Genomic DNA, 16381 nt, shown 5'->3' on the forward strand with positions numbered 1-16381 from the left:
TCGTTCATTTGCCATGCGGCTAATGAACCAGCTTAGTTATCAGCTTCTGAAACTAAACTAGAGTTAGTCCAAATGCAAGCTGCCAACCGCGCATTAGGCACATGCCAGATCTTGCATAGCTGTGTGCAAATCAATGCACTTTAAAATAGTTTATTCTGACTTCATAGAAAAATATTATCGTTCATCGACATATAGTCAATTTCAATCATTGGCCCCAATGCATTATCAAAACATTTCAATTTGAGACTGCTTTGTCGTTGAGGTGGATGTCATGACTAAAATGAGAGCTACCGAATTCTGCAAGGGCTTATCGAAACCATCTACGGCGAGCTGAAAGGTCTTAAACCTAGTCAGCTCAAGCAACTACGTCGTCTATATCATCAGCGCATTCCGGGTAGTCAAATCACTAACCGTGAATTTGCCCAGCGTCTGGCTGCCATCAGTACTGATATCAATCAGCCAGTTTGTAGTTATATTGACCGGCGGGGGCATGTCATCCGCGTCGGTGTTGGCTCCCCACGGCAAACTCAAATTCCAGCCATGGAATTACCACGATATGGTGCCGAGCGACTGAGTGGTATTCGCTGCATTGCCACTCAACTGAAACAGGAACCACCGGGAAATGCTGCGTTGACGGCCATGGCCCTACAGCGGTTGGATGCGCTAGTGCTGCTGACGCTAACCGGCAGTGGTTTTCAGCGTAAGGGCGGTGGTGCCACAGGTTACATTCGTGAGGCTTACTTGGCCCATTTAGTTCCCGATGAGACCCAGCGCTGGTCAGTATCAGCGCCAATGGATTTGGAAAGCATCAGTCTGGAAGATTTTACTGACTTGACTGAAGGTTTGGAGGAGGAATTTCGGCGTCTGTTTGTGGCGCAGCAAGTAGATGCGAGCCACGACCGTGTACTGTTAGTGGGTTTACAAACTGATCGGATCTCTACCCGACGCTTTCAAAGCGGTCTGGAAGAAATCATTCGACTCGTGGAAACTGCCGGTGGCGAAGTTTTAGAAACCCTCAAACAAAAGCGAGCTAAGCCTCACCCTCAAACTGTGCTGGGGGCGGGTAAGGTCGATGAGGTGGCCCTAAAGGCTCAAACCTTTGGTGCAAGTTTAGTGGTCTTTGATCGGGATCTATCTCCAGCTCAGGTACGCAGCCTGGAGCAACGAATTGGGGTGCGAGTAGTGGATCGTACCGAGCTGATTTTAGATATCTTTGCCCAGCGGGCGCGGACAGGTGCGGGCAAGTTGCAGGTGGAGCTGGCTCAATTAGAGTATCAGTTGCCGAAGCTGACGGGGCGCGGTCAGGCCATGTCTCGACTGGGGGGTGGTATTGGTACCCGTGGTCCCGGTGAAACCAAATTAGAAACTGAACGACGGGCCATTCAAAAACGAATTACGCGGCTACAGCGAGAGGTAAATCAGTTACAGGCTCATCGTTCGCGGCTGCGACAGAATCGACAGCATCATCGGGTGCCTTCTGTTGCCGTGGTGGGCTATACGAATGCAGGTAAGTCTACGTTGTTGAATACGCTGACCAATGCGGATATTTATGCTGCAGATCAGTTGTTTGCAACGTTAGATCCAACAACAAAAAAATTATCCGTGGTGGATAGTGACACCCATGAGAAACGGTCTATGGTCCTGACCGATACCGTGGGGTTTATTCAAGATTTGCCACCGTCTCTTATGGATGCATTTCGAGCCACATTAGAAGAAGTTACCGAAGCAGATGCGCTGATGCATGTGGTGGATTTGTCTCATCCGGCTTGGCAAGATCATATTCGCTCGGTGATGGGGATTTTGGGACAAATGCCAACAACACCAGGGCCAATTTTATTGGTATTTAACAAATTGGATGCAGTGGATAGTGATACTCTTGCGGTTGCTAAGGATGAGTATCCCCAGGCATTGTTTATTTCAGCTGCGCAGAAGCTGGGGTTGGAGACGTTGCGACAGCGTTTAGTGCAGTTGGTAGATTATGCTGTGGCAGGCTAGGAAAGAGCTAGTCAATAGCAGCGATAGATTTTGCAAAATTTGAGACTGAAGAAACCAGACCTGAGGCCGATAAAGTGCTATTCCTCACAATATCCTCACACTTCCCGCGTAGTCTAAAGATGTTGAAAATGCTGGTTCAGCCTGCTGTTAAATGATTGCAGCTCACAGTTGTCATCTTGGGCATAGCGTCAACAAGATAGCCAAACCCGATGACCGTTGTATCAGTATTTAGCTGTAGTAGGAGATAATCCATCATGATCCGCATAAATGGCAACTCTCTTAAATGGAAACCCCTGAAGTGGTGGCTATTGGCATTAATGGCTCTAATTTGGGCGTTATGGGTTAGTCAAAATCCATATTTAATTAGACCCGTTTATCTGTTGTAACATCTTGAAACTGTTTTGTCGGTAGGCCACACCATCCATGGCTCTATCACCTATATTGTGGTTAGAAAATCACAATTATCATTTCCTGAACCAGCTACAGGGCAGTAGGTTCCAAATTGACTGTCCCAACTTAGGTGAGTGGCTCAATATATTTAATCGTTACAAAGCTATCAACTGTCTCTATCCATCAAATTATTTAGCGCTCTAATGACCTCTAAAGTGACTAAAAACATTGGCATTCTTACCAGTGGTGGTGATTGCCCTGGTCTCAATGCAGCGATTCGTGCTGTTGTTAAATGTGCAACCCAACGGCAATGGCAGGTCTATGGTATTCCCTACGGTACTCAAGGCTTGATTAACTTAGAGCAGGGCAACTGTTCGAGACAGGATATTCAATTGCGAGACCATGGGTTTGATATTCCAGGGGTGCTGCATGGTATCGATATTCTTCAGTTTCTCAGTGGTAGTATGCTGGGTGCTTTAAGCAACGGTGACCCCAGCAATCCTGATATTGCTCGTGAGATGTTAGAGGGGTACCGATTGCTCGATTTAGATGCCTTAATTACCTTGGGGGGAGATGGCAGCTTAAATATTATTTCTGATTTAGCACAACAGGGTAACTGGAACTGGATTGCGATTCCTAAAACCATCGATAACGATGTGCCGTTTACTGAACAGTCATTGGGGTTTGATACAACTGTTGATACGGTGACCCATGCCCTATATGATCTCACATTTACGGCGGCCAGCCATAATCGCATTATGATTGTTCAGGTCATGGGGCGGGATGCCGGTCATCTAGCGCTACGGGCGGGTGTTGCTGGAGGAGCCGATATGATTTTGATTCCAGAACTCACTCCACAGATTAATGACAAGCTACTGGATGGTATCTGTAGCAAAATTGTACAGCTGCGTCAGACTGATCGGCAGTTTGCCCTAGTGGTCTTGTCTGAAGGGGTGTGTAATCAAAATGGGGTTAGGGAAAAGTACATTGGCGATACCCTGGCACAACAGATTCAGGTCCATGCTCAGCAACTGTGTGAGATAAATCAACCTGAATTTTGTCATTTACAGCCATTAGAAACTAGAGCCACAATCCTTGGTCATATTCAACGCAGTAGTATGCCATCATCGCTTGATCGGCTGATTGCAGCAGCCTTTGGATGTAAGGCAGTGGAATTGATTGCAGCTGAGAACTATCAGCAATTAGTAGTGTGGTCCCATGGGCATGCAGACAGTAAACCCTTAGATCAGGTGATACCGCGAATTAAACGGTGTCATTTAGAACAACGCTGCCCTAGCCCGGTGGCATTGGACGATCCTTGGATAAAAACAGCGCGAAATTTAGGTGTTTACATGGGTGAAACCATCAATAAACCTGAGAAAACAAACTTAACTTTTGCCAAACGCTGATTTGAAAACATTACTGACTGGGAGACTAAAGAAGCCTAACTGTTTCATGTATGGTTAGTGGTTGCTGCTGTGGGGACTCAATGCTGTTGATTGAGCTACTACAATGCTAGATGATGTATCTTGAGTGATTCATGCTTGGATTGTGGCCTTTGTGGCTCTATCCAGGCTAGAAACAACTGATGAGTTGTGCTCTCATAGCTGCGTCATCGTTCGCTATTGGGTTGAATATTCGTGAGCAATACCTGACCTGTTTGTGTCTGTGTTTCTAGGTCACAGCAATAACTTAGAGAAATAATTGTCTCCTCAGATATGATGTACATACCACCTTTGACAACAGATTCTCCGTCTATGTATGGATGCAACTGGGTACTTTAAACCATGAATCAGGTATCAAGTCACTGGAAACGTATTTGTAGCGTAAGCATCAGTTCGAATCTACCTTAAAACTGATAATCTTCCTGATAGCGTCTGCTAAGGCACCAGGGAACCCATGACTCAAAACTCGCTCAAGCGCATGTTTTTTAAGCGACGGCAGGTACTTAGAGGTGTCACTGGGCTGAGTGCAGCTCTGTTGGCATCTAGGCTAGCCGGTTGTGCAACCACCACCGATAGTGACGCCACACCGGCTGCTGGGGGAGAAACAGCCTCTTCTAGTGAACCGATTAAGTTAGGTCTGATTGCTGCCATTACAGGGCCTTCAGCCGTGTCAGGTGAATCGATTACGCGGGGATTGACCATTGCCCTAGAAAAAATTAACGCGAGTGGTGGCGTCATGGGGGGGCGTCCGTTGGAACTTGTCATTCGTGACGATGAATCCACCCCGGCTAAGGGGGTAGCGGCGGCTCGGGAATTGATTGAGCAAGAAAAAGTGGCCCTGGTTTTTGGTGGCTTAGATTCTCCCGTATCCCTGGCCATGTTGCCTGTTTTCCATGAGTTAGAAGTGCCTTACATGGGTGTGTGGGCTGCGGCCACAGGCATTACCCGCAACGAATTTGACCCCAACTTTGCCTTTCGAGTCTCGGCTAACGACAATATTGTAGACAGTTACCTAATGCGCTACGCCAAGCAAGAATTAGGGGCCACTAAGGTGGGTTTAGTACTAATCAACAACCCTTGGGGCGAATCGAATCAGGCTGGGTTTGAGGAATGGGCACCGAAGTATGACCTGGACATTGTTGGTATTGAAAAGTTCAACGATGGGGACACCGATATTTCTCCCCAGTTAGGTCGTTTGCAGGAGGGTGGGGCCGAAGTGCTGCTGATGGTGGCTAACGCCGCCCCTTCAGCGGTAGCGATGAAGTCTTTGCTGCGCCTGGATTGGGATGTGCCAGTTGTCTCCCATTGGGGACCGACGGGTGGTCGTTTCCCTGAATTGGCTGGTGAGGAAGCGGCGGCTCGGGTGGTATTTATGCAGACCTATAGCTTCTTTGATGCCAAAGGAGAGCGCTCGGAAGCACTGATGAGCAAGTTACAAGAGAAATATGATGTCAAGGGGCCAGAGGATGTCATTGCCCCAGTGGGAACAGCCAATGCCTATGACGCCATGAATCTGGTTGCCCTGGCCATAGATACGGCAGAGAGCTTAGACGGACCCACTTTGCGAGACTCTTTTTATGATCTGCCAACCTATGCAGGTCTGATTAAAACCTATGAGCAGTCCTTTTCACCCGGTAACCACGATGCCCTGAATGAAGACGATTATATTCTGGTGCAGTGGAAAGATAACAAACTAGTACCCTTCCAAGGGTAAAGACACTGGATAAATGCAATGTGGTCTCAACTGATCCTTTCAGGGATTGCTGTTGGTAGTCTGTATGGCTTGGTGGCCCTGGGCTTTCAGATTACCTATGCGGTCTCGAAGACGATGAATTTTTCCCAGGGCGCTTCTGTAATGGTGGGAGCTGTCTTGTGCTACAGCCTGAACATCACCCTGGGAGTGCCTGCCTGGTTGGCAGTTCCTCTCACGTTGGTGGCGACCTTTGGGTTAGGCCTGCTGATTGAGCGGTTTGTGGTACGTCCATTTTCGGAAGGGGGTTCCAACAGTTGGCTGCTGACGACAATTGCCCTGGGCATCATTCTCGAAAATCTCGCCATGCTCACATTTGGCAAAGAGACACGGGGTTACCCGTCTGCCTGGGCGGAAACGCCAGTCCAACTGCTGGGGTTTGGTGTGTTTCCAGTAGAGCTACTGATTCCGGTGGTGGGGTTAGCGGTTGCGATCGCACTCCGTATCCTATTCACTCAAACTCTCTTGGGCAAAGCGCTGCAGGCCGTCAGCGAGAGCCATGATACCGCTCGGCTGATGGGCATTCCGGTGGAGCGCATGATCAGCGTCACATTTGGCATGTCTACCGCACTGGCGTCGTTGGCGGGCATGTTAATTGCGCCGGTTAGCAATGTTTCCGCCACCATGGGCACGCTGCTGGGTTTGAAGGCCTTTGCCACAGCCATCATCGGTGGCTTGGCGAATCCCTGGGGAGTCATGGTGGCGGGCATTCTATACGGTTTAGTGGAATCGGCAGCCGCTGGTTTATTGGGGGGTAGCTATCGCGAAATTATTGGCTTTGCGGTGGTGATTTTGATGCTGGCAATACGCCCCTATGGTCTGTTTGGCCAGGCTCAGGTTAAAAAGGTTTAGGGCATCAATATGAAGCTGCGTCGCTGGATTGGAATAGGCTTGTTATTGGGTGCGATCGCAGCCACACTATTCGCGCCCAATACCTACTACCTTTACACCATTGGCATGATTGCCATTACCACTATGGTGGCCGTTGGTCTTAATATTTTGGTGGGGCTGTCAGGGCAAGTGTCCATTGGCCATGCCGGGTTCTTTGCCATCGGCGCGTATGCAGCCAGCCTGTTGATGCTGAGGGTAGACTGGTCGTTTCCAGCAGCAGCGGGCATCGGTATCTTGGCCACCGCTGGCATGGGCGCGGCCTTAGGAGCTCCAGCCCTGCGGGTTACCGGTCCTTACCTGGCGATGGTCACCATCGCCTTTGGCATCATCGTCGAGCGCGTGTTGATCGAGTGGGTCGGCCTGACCGGCGGCTTTGGCGGCTTGAGCAACATTCCCAAACCAGTGCTATTTGGCCTACAACCTGCGTTGAAAGATGTTGTTCTCATTGCCGTTGTACTGGCTTTTGTTGCAATTTGGTCCTTTGACCAGCTGAAACAACATCCCTGGGGAAAAGCGTTTCAAGCAGTGCGTGACGATGAGACAGCCGCAATTTCTCTCGGACTAAATCCCCTAATGGTGAGGGTGATGGCATTCACCGTTTCAGCAGCATTTACAGGACTGGGTGGAGCCTTCTTTGCCTCCACAATTGGGTTTGTGAGCCCCGACAGCTTTACCCGGCACCGCTCGATTCTATTTCTGTTGGTGGTCATCTTAGGGGGGATTGGCACTGCCGAAGGGGCATTTGTCGGCGCGATCGTGCTTGTTCTTTTACCAGAACTGATTAAGGACTTCGCTGATTACCAACTGTTGGTCTTTGGTTTATTGTTGTTGCTCACACTGTGGCTGGCTCCCGAAGGCGTGACCCAACCGCTCAAGCGTTGGTTTAGCCAACCGTCTCCGGTATATCCCCTGGCCACTCCCCCCGATATGCCAGCCCTTATTACCCGCAATCAGACAGCGGCGGCGCTACAGGTAAATCAGGTCGGCATTCAGTTTGGGGGCGTGCGTGCAGTCAATGAGGTGAGCCTGACGGTGCAGCCGGGCATGGTAATAGCGGTGATTGGGCCGAATGGTGCGGGTAAAACGACCCTGTTGAACTTGATTGGGGGCTTTTATCAAACCCAAACCGGCACCATTATACTTGGGAACACCGACCTGACCCAACAATCTGACCTGGCAATCGCCCGTTCAGGTGTGGCCCGCACCTTTCAAGCAACCCGATTATTTGACTCACTTTCGGTGATTGATAACTTGCGAGTTGCGGCCAAAGGTGCTCAAACTAGATCCATTTTTTCTGCTCTAGTGGGTCGAGGTAAAGCACCGCCCCACCCAGAGAAAGCGCTACTGGAAGTGTTATCGTTTGTTGGCTTTAGGGGTGATGTTTATCAGACTGCAGCTAACCTGCCCTTTGTGGATCGCCGGTTAGCAGAAATCGCTCGGGCATTAGTCTTGGGGCCTCAGCTGTTGCTATTGGATGAACCGGCTGCCGGGCTGAGTAAAGACGATAAGCAAGTGCTAGCAAAGCTAGTGCGGCGGATTGCCAGCAGCGGTATTCCCGTCATTTTGATTGAGCACGACATGGACTTGGTGATGGATATTTCGGACCAAGTTGTGGTGCTAGACAGTGGCGATCTCATTTCCATAGGTTCTCCCGCACAAGTGCAACAAGATCCAGCTGTCTTGGCGGCATATTTAGGCGTTGACTCACCTGACCTAACGCGCCCAGCCCTCTCTCAGCCATATCCTCTATTGCAAACCAAACAGCTGGTTGCTGGCTACGACAAACTAAAGGTATTGCAGGCGGTTGACCTGACGGTGAATGCGGGTGAACTGGTGGCCGTCATCGGTGCCAATGGTGCTGGTAAAAGTACTCTGATGAAAGCCATTACCCAGCTGATTGCCCCCTGGTCTGGGGATATTATCTGGCAAAACCAATCTCTCTTGGGAACACCCGCCCATGACATCAATCAACAGGGTATTGTCTTAGTACCTGAAGGACGACAGGTGTTTAAAGAGCTGACGGTGATCGACAATCTGCGCCTGGGAGCGTTTAATCGTCAGGATGATGATGTGGACGACGATATCCAGAAAATTCTCCAGCGCTTTCCCCGCTTATTTGAACGGCGCAACCAAAAAGCGGGGTTGTTATCAGGTGGAGAACAACAAATGCTAGCGATTGGTCGTGGCTTGATGGCTCGTCCAAAATTGTTGTTGCTGGATGAACCGTCCCTTGGTCTAGCACCAAAACTTGTCACCGATCTGTTTACCACCCTGGCAGAGCTACGGGATGAAGGACTGACCATTTTATTGGTGGATCAGATGGCCCGCCTGGCTTTGGCAGTGGCGGATCGGGCCTATCTACTGGAAACGGGGCAGGTTGTGCAATCGGGTACCGGCAAAGAGATGCAACAAGATAGCCAAGTGATAAAAGCGTATTTAGGGGTTTAGAACAGGTAGGGACCTCCCCTTGTAGGTGCCCTGGATACCCTACGCCATGGTCCGATTATGGACTGGGAAAATATTTGATCAATGAGAGCAAATAGTTGGAGAGTGGCAGTTGCGATCGCGGGTTAGCAAAATTTTGGTGGATCGCTCCCAATGCTGCCGGGGTATGCACAAGGCATTACCCCTACAGGATGATCCATTTTGAAGTGAGGATACTGAATACAGAGGCAGACAGCCGATCAAACTCTGAATGGCTCTGATTTTTCGTCAAAGTGTAGAGGCAAGACACTTTCAATATTTTCAGTTGGGTGGGGCACGGTGTAGTGGGACGTAACTTTCCCATTATTAGGGCAGGCGTTAGCAGCTTTTATCCCCGCTTCCATGGCTCTGTTGACTTCAGCCACACGTCCTCGAACCGTTACAAACTGACGTCCGCTATCGGCCTGATTAATTCCTAAAAGGGAGACATTACCTGCTTTAACCATGGCATCCGCCGCTGCCAGCGAAGCCGGATATCCGTGGGTTTCGATTACACCGATAGAGTAAAGCATAGGGAGGTGGGTTCGATTATGAAGCTTCCTTTCTTAATATACCTGAGCCCCGACATCCAATCCTTGGCATTTGATACTCGCGCCCCGGTACGACTAGTAGCTTCAGATTTTAGGCAACCGCCTAAAATAATTTAGGTAGATAGAATAGACAGTAGACCACCAGTTCATTCATAGACTTCCATGGATCAAAACGATAATGAGTCAAACTGCTGAACAGGTCCGATGGACTGTGCAGGATCTGGAAGTACTGCCTCAGAGTGAAGGCAGCCATTATGAGCTGATCAATGGAGAACTGTTTGTAACTCGTTCGCCCCATCGTAGACATCAACAGGTCAGTGGCAAAATTTTTGCGGTCTTAGATGAGTGGTCAGAAACATCGGGTCTTGGGGAAGCTATCCTGGCACCAGACATTATTCCATCGGATACGGATAATGTGATTCCTGATGTGGTGTGGATTAGTAAGCAGCGGCTAGCTGTCCTAGAAGATGAAGCAGGGCATCTTACAGGTTTTCCTGAGCTAATCGTTGAGGTTCTGTCACCGGGTGAGAGTAATATCCGCCGAGACCGTGAGGCAAAACTAAAGCTTTATTCGGTACAGGGTGTTCAAGAATATTGGATTGCGGATCGGTTTACCCGACAGTTAGAGATTTATCGTCGGCAGCAGGGGCAATTAGCGTTAGTCGCTACGTTGATAACAACTGTATGCGAGTCTGGGGGTACTGGAGTTTTGGCAGTTTGATGGTGTGGTGTGGTGCATTTATTGTCTGGTAGGTGATGCATATGCAGAGGCTAAGACGAGTCCGACGTTTAGTTTTGTTCAGAAAGAAGACCTCTATCGTTTTTTAGAGGAAGCCAAACAGGATGAGGTTGAAGCCGAAGTGAATTTACGAAATTGGATGGGAAAGTGTCTGAATAGTTAGAAGTAGAAATTTCATTTGGTAATGAGCATTTTAGGATAAATACCGACTCACTTATAGTGTTAGGCTACAGCCTGAGACACTACATGTAGATTAGTATGTCCTATCTACTTTCTGAAATAGAAGCTTATTAATGAAAAGTGGGTAGTTTTAATAATATAGCTTGACAAAATATTCAGTATTAACGGAAGCGATAATAATGGTCAGTGCTTCTAGGGCAGGACAATATGTAAAGCAAATAGAGGGCTACAAGGCTTTTATACCTAATCCACTACCACCCACACCTGAGATTATTATGGATCAGGAGATGTGGAGTCTATTATCTCAAGCAGATCGTGCTTTGGGTCGTTTAGATGGAGCAACCGATGCTCTACCTAATCCAGATCTATTTGTATTTATGTATGTTCGGAAAGAAGCTGTTCTCTCAAGTCAAATTGAGGGCACACAAGCCTCTTTAATAGATGTCCTAGAATTTGAGTCTCAGGCTTTAGAACCAGATAATCCCCAAGATGTGACTGAGGTTGTAAACTACATAGCCTCAATCAACTACGGTCTTGAGCGTCTCAAGAATTTACCCATCTCGTTACGATTAATTCGTGAGATTCATCAAGAGCTAATGAAGGATGTACGAGGCGCTGAGCGTAATCCAGGAGAGTTTCGTCGCAGTCAGAACTGGATTGGACCAGGAGGTTGTTCTCTTGCCGGAGCGACCTATGTTCCACCACCGCCCCATGACATGATCCAATCTCTGGATAATTTGGAGAGATTTTTACATAGCCCACAGCCTATGCCTACTTTGATAAAAGTAGGTCTAGCCCATGCTCAATTTGAAACAATCCACCCTTTTTTAGATGGGAATGGCAGAACGGGAAGATTGTTGATCACATTCTTACTATGTGAACAGAATATACTTCAACGACCTTTGCTATATATCTCCTACTATTTCAAGAAATATCGTTCTGAATACTATGATCACCTTCAGGCTATCCGAGACAGGGGTGATTGGGAAGGCTGGTTGAAATTCTTTTTGCTTGGTGTTTATGAGGTTGCTCAGGAAGCTGCTATTACTGCTCGCAAGATAGTTAACCTAAAAGAAGGGCATCGACAGTTGCTGCTTGACAAAATGGGGCGACGATCGGGAAATGCAATTGCGTTGCTTGAAAGTCTCTATTTCAGGCCGATCTTCAAAGTAGAACATGCTGAAGAAATCACAAACTTATCCTATCCCAATGCAAACACACTGATTAAGGATCTGAGTGATTTGAGTATTCTGAAAGAGATTACTGGTCAAAAACGTAATCGAGCATTCTCATATGAGCCATATTTAGACGTCTTCCGAGATTCATAAAATGTGCTCTAACGTTCCCAATCACCCGCCGCAGGGAACTTTTGTTCCTCAAAGATAACCTCTTGGCGGTCGGTGTGCATTGGGATTGTTATGCGTAATACCTTCAAGAAAATTATAGCTCCACTCCCATGTCTTCTAAAAAGCGGGAAGGCTGCTTTGGCCATCCAAATAATTTGGCAGAAAAAGTCAGGGTCAAACTTTCCTGAGCACGTGTAATAGCCACAAAACAATTCCGTCGTTCTTCTTGCATTTCCAAAGACTTGTCTCCTTTCTTGACAGCGGCCCAACTAGGAAATTGATCCTCTACTAGTCCCATCAAATAAACATGCCCGAATTCTAAACCCTTTGAGGCATGGACAGTAAAGCAAGGGATTGCCTCCGGTGGTTTTGGCGGTGTCTTCGACATGAGATCAAGCTCTTGGAGTAATTGGTGAAGACTTACCTCTTCGCCTTCAAATTTTTTCGTCACCTCATTTAGAATCTGTTGCCAAACAGACCTCTCTTCTTCAAAATCGTTAGAAGCATTTTCATTCAGTTGAGATTCGTTTGAGAATTTTACTGACCACCCTAACAGTTTGTCTGCAAAATTACGATAATTAAGAGAGGAAAGCAGCGGCTTAATATCTACTTCCAGAAGCTTGCGTGTCCTCTTATCTACAGCCTCTCGGTGCTTTACCTCATCAAGCCAAGAACGCAGCAGATCCTTGCCCTCAGCAGACGCCCGCGCAAGGACTGGAGACAATTCGATTCTGATGCCTTCAAGCTCATAAAAAGCCTTTGAAAGCCTTGCAAGCGACTGCTTATCTTCCTTTGAGTTAGCTAATCGAAGAATCGAATGTAGCATTCTCAAAGGCGCACTTTTAAATTCATTCTTACGAACCGCAAAGTAAACAGGAATACCTGCTTCCTCAAGTTGAGTTCCTATCCGCTCCAAAAGCTTCTTCGTCCGTGCGAGAACAACACAACTTCTCCGTTCATTAGGCTCTCTTCGAATGATATCCTTTGTAATCCACTCAGTCTCTTGATCAAGGTTGCCAAAACTAAACACGCGAACAACTTCTCTGTCGTCCCCTTGTTTGATTGCCTGTAACGGTTTTTTTCCTGCTGATCGACCGAGATTTTTCTCAATTAAAGAATTGGCTAACTCAATAACGAGAGGCGGACAACGATAGTTTTCTGGAAGTTGTAGCTCAGTAACACCAAAATCATCGCGTAATGCCTGAATTCTTTTTGGGCTTGCACCATTCCACTGATAAATAATCTGATCGTCATCACCTACAACGAATAGTGTGGAAGAATCTGGCTTTGCAAGCAATGATAATATTTGATATTGAAGATTATTGGTATCTTGAAATTCGTCAACAAGAATATGCTTGTAAACTTTGCGAATATGTTTTACTAAGAATGGTTTTTTTTTCAACAAGTCGAGGACTTCAGCAATCAAACTTGGAAAATCAAGAGAATTGTTATTGTGGAGTGCATTTCTGTAATCTACATATACCTTAGACAGAAGGCTAGCATTTTCTACATTCGATTGTTGAAGAAACTGCTCTACCCGATCTGTCGGAATACATTTTTCAAGAAGCCGTGTCACAGCTGGAAGAAGCTGAGCAGCCTTAAAGTGTTCAGGTAAAGAATAAGTAAGATTTTTCCGAAGTTGCCTTAATACATCATCCAATAAGGCTTCACGATCAGCCTTGTTTGCAAGTATTTGAAAGTCTGGGCGTAAGCTGAGATGATTGCCATGCTGTTGGAGAAGTTCAACCGCAAAGGAATGAAAGGTCGTAAGCCGTACTCGACGCATTCCTTTTGGCACTAGTTGCTCTACTCTGCTCCGCATTTCTGCTGCGGCCTTATTGGTAAAGGTAAGAGCCAGAATACGAAAGTGCTCACCTTCGGACTGTTCCACAAGATGAGCTATGCGATACGTAAGAACTCGTGTCTTGCCAGAACCGGGACCTGCTAGGACAAGTAGTGCCCCTTCATTCCACAATACAGCCTCACGCTGATTTTCGTTAAGCGACGATAAATCAACCATATCAACCTCTAGCTAAGCTGGACAGCACGAGTGATAACGTCTTGAATTGTCTGAGGAATAGTAGTTGTGCCTCGTTGCCGAATCTCTACAGCTAATGCTTGTGCAAAGGCTGGTTTTCCTCCTTGCTGAGTGATAGCGGTTTTAATCATCCGTTTTATTGTGTCTACATTATTGCCTGCTGTTTGGTTTTGAATTTGAGTTTGAATCGAAGAGGGTACCATATTGGTTATAAAGTCATCATAACCGTTATGCCAAAACTCGTGTTCGATATCAGCATGAGCTAACTTTCGGGCACGATCAGTGAGATTTTCACCATTCTCAAGGTAGTTATTCGCCCGATTGACATAATTGCTACCGGCACTATCACCATCAGCCATCATGAACCATTGGATGCCTAGTGCTTTTGCAAGCTTTATGAATGGCTCACCTTTGTCAACAACTTCGCTAATTTCAAGGATTGACAGACTAATTTCATCTTGCGAGTGCCCCATAATATCTAAAAGTAAAGGCATGAGATGAAAATCTGATTTACCTTCGACCAATAGCCAACAGCGCGAAAATAGATACTGACCTTTAGTTAGGCGGATACTATAGTCAATAGCCTGCATCTCTTTGCCATTAAATAAACCATCTTGAACCTGCCCAACTTTTGTTTCTCCATTTATTTTGTAAAGCCTACGCAAAGACGTGATCGGAACCCGTGATACTAAATCACCAGAATGACTAGAAACGATGGTTTGCCCTGATAACCCCTTTAGAAAAGAACCAAGCGAACAAATTGCTGAAGGATGAAGGTGAGCTTCTGGTTCTTCCAGTGCAAGAATTGCACTAGATTCAGGAGTGTAAGCTTCGGCCAAGTTACTATCTACAAAGGCTTGAAAAAGCATTAATACAGCCAGACTTTGAGTTCCCTCACCATGTCGTTTTAGGGGAAGCTTTGCTCCATAAGCCGATTTTAGATGCACTTGAATTTTACCAACCATATCAAATATTCGAGTTGGTAGTGCTTCTAGTACAACGGGATCATCGGAGTCTAAAGGAACTAGCCTCCGAGCATGAGATATTTTCTGAATGACTTGTGCTAAACCATCATTTGCACCAATAACTGATGCATTAACTTCCTCAAGTGTTTCCTCAATCTGTTCCCGCTGTTCATCAGAGATTTGGATCGACTTTAGGAAACTTTTCCAGAACTGACCCCGTTGTCCAAATTCCTGAGAAGCATCACGGAGTGCTGAAAGGAAGAAAAGTGGGACAAATCGTGAAATGAGGTTAAACGGTGTAGAACTCCTTAAAGTTAATTCGGTCTCACTGGAATTTAGAAAAGCCCATTTAGTCTCAAATGATGCAAGATCAGGATTAAAAGTGCCGTTTGCCTGTAACCAAATATGATTGAGGCCTTCTGAATCTAATTGAATGATTTCATTCAGTTGCTGAACAATAGCTTCAGGCCATTCATCTTCATTTTCTTCAGCGAAATGTAGAGTTATTTGAATTGGCTCGGCAGTTTGTGGTGTTGCACTAGCATCCGTGAGGTGAAAGTCATAGTCACTGAATAGTCGGCTCCGTTGGTTGCCAAGGCTACGGTTAAGAACAAGCTTGATAGCCTCTAGAACAGTAGATTTTCCAGTGTTGTTCTCGCCAACTAGCACTGCTAATCGATCGAGGGACAGGTGTAATGAACTAATACCACGAAAGTTTTCAATTTTGACATCTTTTAGATTCACTGACTAAGCTCACTATTTGACTGTTTCAATAGGGACCTGCATACGTATAACAATTGATTAGAGGGAAACTTTCCGCCTATCTACCCCATATAGCGGATTAGGTAGAAATATTTCCACCTAATCACCGTATGCAGGTGATTAGGTGGAAATGCGTCAGCCTAATCCATCGATATGGGTGATTAGGTAGAAAGTTTCAGTATAATCATCCCCTCTGAATTGGGCTGGTGCTACTTAGGATTTATTTATTCTCCGATCCTATACCTTAATTTTTAGGATTCGGTGGATTACGCGAGTAAACGCTAATCCACCCTAAACAACCGATTAATCGACTCTGACTCGCTTGGTTAAAATTGCCATTACCTCATTGGGTCGCCCGGTGGGTAAGGTCTTACTCCAATCATTGGGTTCGGCGTAGTTGAGTTTGTGCAGCAGCATAATGGTATTGCGCACAGCGGTCAGGGTGCCAAACAAAGTATGGCACACCACCTCAAATTGTTGCTCTGGCAAAGGAGCAGGCTCAGCTTTCGGCACGTCTGCGGACTGGTCTTGAAACATGGATTTTGATCTCCAAAACGTAGTGTTTGCCAAGGAAACCAGAACCGAATGCCTTAGCAGACCGTATGCACACCGGGGATGCTAAGGCATAATAACCAAAGCCCGCAGACCGGTAAAATGCGTTGCAATGCACACATAAATTCAAAGCCACACCTCGATACATTCGTTGATTATTCGAATCATCACTGAGTCAGCTTGCACAAGGGCACCTCTATTTATTAGGCTTCTGAAAAATCGAGTCTCATCTGAGACTGTTATCCTCCCCTTTTTTTAGATGTTGAAGGGTTCCAAACGGACAAAATCTGTTCATGGGGGCTGTTTTAGAGCTG

11 protein-coding genes are annotated in these 16381 nt (G+C 46.7%); 7 read left to right on the plus strand and 4 right to left on the minus strand.

Annotated features, from left to right (window positions below):
• Nucleotides 1–309: 309 nt before the first annotated feature.
• The 5 genes from hflX (at nt 310) to QGP82_RS15800 (ending at nt 8919) form a co-directional block, all read left to right on the plus strand.
• A complete protein-coding gene (gene hflX / locus QGP82_RS15780) occupies nt 310–1995 on the plus strand; it encodes a GTPase HflX (protein ID WP_499060187.1) in 1686 nt (561 codons plus the stop codon).
• Nucleotides 1996–2588: 593 nt separating this feature from the next.
• Nucleotides 2589–3794, plus strand: coding sequence for an ATP-dependent 6-phosphofructokinase (locus QGP82_RS15785; RefSeq protein WP_499060172.1), 1206 nt, complete (start codon nt 2589–2591; stop codon nt 3792–3794).
• 490 nt (nt 3795–4284) lie between these two features.
• The gene (locus QGP82_RS15790; protein ID WP_499060174.1) at nt 4285–5544 is read left to right on the plus strand and encodes an ABC transporter substrate-binding protein; all 1260 of its coding nucleotides are present in this window, start codon (nt 4285–4287) and stop codon (nt 5542–5544) included.
• Nucleotides 5545–5562: 18 nt separating this feature from the next.
• Entirely contained in the window at nt 5563–6432 is an 870-nt protein-coding gene (locus QGP82_RS15795; protein ID WP_163702511.1) for a branched-chain amino acid ABC transporter permease, read from the plus strand.
• Between the two features lie 9 nt (nt 6433–6441).
• Nucleotides 6442–8919, plus strand: a complete 2478-nt coding sequence (locus QGP82_RS15800) for a branched-chain amino acid ABC transporter ATP-binding protein/permease (RefSeq protein WP_499060176.1) — start codon at nt 6442–6444, stop codon at nt 8917–8919.
• A gap of 236 nt (nt 8920–9155) precedes the next feature.
• Here QGP82_RS15800 and QGP82_RS15805 read toward each other — a convergent pair whose 3' ends face one another.
• Nucleotides 9156–9467, minus strand: coding sequence for a carbon dioxide-concentrating mechanism protein CcmK (locus QGP82_RS15805; protein WP_006517539.1), 312 nt, complete (start codon nt 9465–9467; stop codon nt 9156–9158).
• A 196-nt stretch (nt 9468–9663) separates the two neighbouring features.
• Here QGP82_RS15805 and QGP82_RS15810 point away from each other — a divergent pair, with 196 nt between their 5' ends.
• Both QGP82_RS15810 and QGP82_RS15815 read left to right on the plus strand, forming a co-directional pair.
• On the plus strand, nt 9664–10206 hold the full coding sequence (locus tag QGP82_RS15810) for a Uma2 family endonuclease (protein ID WP_499060178.1): 543 nt from the start codon (nt 9664–9666) through the stop codon (nt 10204–10206).
• 377 nt (nt 10207–10583) lie between these two features.
• On the plus strand, nt 10584–11732 hold the full coding sequence (locus QGP82_RS15815) for a Fic family protein (protein WP_499060180.1): 1149 nt from the start codon (nt 10584–10586) through the stop codon (nt 11730–11732).
• Nucleotides 11733–11844: 112 nt separating this feature from the next.
• Here the strand turns inward: QGP82_RS15815 and QGP82_RS15820 are convergent, their stop codons facing one another.
• The 3 genes from QGP82_RS15820 to QGP82_RS15830 all read right to left on the minus strand — a co-directional run bounded on the left by QGP82_RS15820 (nt 11845) and on the right by QGP82_RS15830 (nt 16052).
• Nucleotides 11845–13770: an ATP-dependent helicase gene (locus QGP82_RS15820; RefSeq protein WP_499060182.1), complete on the minus strand. Its 1926-nt coding sequence runs from the start codon at nt 13768–13770 to the stop codon at nt 11845–11847.
• An 8-nt stretch (nt 13771–13778) separates the two neighbouring features.
• On the minus strand, nt 13779–15497 hold the full coding sequence (locus QGP82_RS15825) for an ATP-dependent nuclease (RefSeq protein ID WP_499060183.1): 1719 nt from the start codon (nt 15495–15497) through the stop codon (nt 13779–13781).
• 321 nt (nt 15498–15818) lie between these two features.
• Complete coding sequence (locus QGP82_RS15830) at nt 15819–16052, minus strand: hypothetical protein (protein WP_499060185.1); 234 nt, start codon at nt 16050–16052, stop codon at nt 15819–15821.
• Between the last annotated feature and the right edge of the window lie 329 nt (nt 16053–16381).

Source organism: Leptothoe sp. LEGE 181152, from assembly GCF_032906605.1.
Classification (GTDB): domain Bacteria; phylum Cyanobacteriota; class Cyanobacteriia; order Phormidesmidales; family Phormidesmidaceae; genus Leptothoe; species Leptothoe turfae.